Source organism: Nocardiopsis lucentensis DSM 44048 (assembly GCF_000341125.1).
Lineage (GTDB): Bacteria > Actinomycetota > Actinomycetes > Streptosporangiales > Streptosporangiaceae > Nocardiopsis > Nocardiopsis lucentensis.
This window is the reverse complement of the sequence record NZ_ANBC01000784.1, coordinates 1-603: the sequence shown is the minus strand read 5'-3', so window position 1 is coordinate 603 and position 603 is coordinate 1. Positions and strand designations below refer to the sequence as shown.

Genomic DNA, 603 nt, shown 5'->3' with positions numbered 1-603 from the left:
CCCCCCCGCCCCAGCCAGTAGCCGGACCGCCCGGCCAGCTCGGCGACCGGGTACTCGGCGAAGAACCCGGAGGTCAGCGCCCTGGTCGTGGCCTCCTCGGCGACGGCCTTGGCACCGTTCTCACAGAACTCCGCCCGGTGCCGCCGTTCGGGTTCGGGCCAGGCGCACCCGGGGCAGTCGAAGCCGCGCTTCTGGTTCACGGCGAGCATGGCGGGCACCCCGCGTCGGACCCCGGCGTGTTCCCCCACCTGGCGGACGCTGTTGAGGACGGCGGGCAGGCCGACGGCGCTCTTCTTGGGAGGTCCCACCCGAGGGGCGTCCTGGGCGGGGTCGGGCTGTGCGGAGTGCTGGTGTGTCACACTCCGCATTGTTCCACCGCGCGCCCCCGCGCGGAACCAGGTGGGGGCGGGGTGTGGACGGGCGGCTCGGAGCGAGGCGGAGGGCCCGCAGGCCACGGTCTAGTTGACCGCGGCGGGGGTCCCGTCGGTGATTTTGACCAGTTCCGTGTAGTCGGTGGGGAACACCGTGTGCGGGGTGCCCCCGGCGGCCCACAGGCGCGGGTAGTCCTCCAGCGCGGTGTCGACCACGGTCTCCACGGGGGCC

General features: G+C 74.1%; 2 pseudogenes (1 of these 2 only partly in view). Both read right to left on the bottom strand.

The features are described from left to right. Positions 1–368 (bottom strand): annotated as a pseudogene (locus D471_RS36515) (FdhF/YdeP family oxidoreductase) (it extends 1,929 nt beyond the left edge of the window). 90 nt (positions 369–458) lie between these two features. Next, a pseudogene (locus D471_RS42145) lies at positions 459–603 on the bottom strand (YbaK/EbsC family protein); the annotation flags it as partial.